At 66.9% G+C, this 1,122-nt stretch carries 1 protein-coding gene; it reads left to right on the top strand.

All coding sequences use genetic code 11. From position 1 onward, the window contains the following. On the top strand, positions 1-1,122 hold a 1,122-nt coding region (locus AB0O00_RS40810), incomplete at both ends, for an RHS repeat-associated core domain-containing protein (RefSeq protein WP_363659709.1).

Genomic DNA, 1,122 nt, shown 5'->3' with positions numbered 1-1,122 from the left:
CGTCACCGACGACACCATTGCCGACACCATCAACCCCGGTGCCGTCTACACCTCCAGCTACACCTACGACGGTATCGGTCGCCTGGTCGCGGCCACGGTGCCACACCACCAGTTGACCTACGGTTACGCCGGCGACGGCGGCTGCGGACCCAATCCGAACGCCGGGGCGAACACCGACCGCACCACGCTGTCCGACAGCCTCAACGGTGCCCCAGCGACCACCACCGCCTACTGCTACGACTACGCCGACCGGCTCGTGTCCACCAGCGGTGCCACCTCCCTGTCACTCACCTACGACACCTACGGCAACACAACCAGGATCGGAAGCGACACCCTCGGCTACGACTCGACCCGCCGACACGTCGCCACCACCACCGCCACCGGTACGTCCATCACCTACACCCGCGACGTCACCGACCGCATCATGGTGCGATCGGCCCAGGACAAGGACAAGCCCGCGCAGGTCAGCCGCTACGGCTTCACCTCCGGTTCCGCCGGCCCCGACGTCGTACTGGACGGCTCCGGAAGCCTGCGGCAGCGGGTGCTGCAACTGCCCGGAGGCGCGGTACTCACCAAGACCTACAGCACCAGTCCGACGGCGAACTGGTCCTACCCCAACCTCCACGGCGACGTCCTGTTCACGACGGACGGCACCGCCGCCCGCACCAGCGCGATCCACCTGTACGACCCCTTCGGCCAGAACATCGACCCGGCCACCGGCATCATCGGCGACATCCCCATCCCGGCCACCGCCGAAGGCGGCATGGACTTCGGATGGCTCGGCCAACACACCGTCCCGATCGAACACCTCGCCAGCCAACAAGCCCTGGAGATGGGAGTACGCACCTACCTGCCCGCCCTGGGCCGCTTCCTCCAGACGGATCCCGTCTCCGGCGGATCAGCCAACGACTACGACTACGCCAACGGCGATCCCGTCAACTCCTTTGATCTCACCGGCAAATGCCCGATCTGTGTTCTGGCAATCCCTGCGGCGATAGAAGCTCTGGACGCTGCAGCAGTCGCTGTTCTGGGCACGGCCGCCGCGGCAGCGGCCGCGGATGCCGGAAACGAGGCAGCCAAACAAAGTGTCGACAAGCCCACCACGTCGGCGCCGGCGAAGGC

Source organism: Kitasatospora sp. NPDC093558, assembly GCF_040683475.1.
In the GTDB taxonomy this organism is placed as follows: domain Bacteria; phylum Actinomycetota; class Actinomycetes; order Streptomycetales; family Streptomycetaceae; genus Kitasatospora.
Note: the sequence above shows the minus strand (reverse complement) of the source record. Positions and strands in the feature narration are given on the sequence as shown.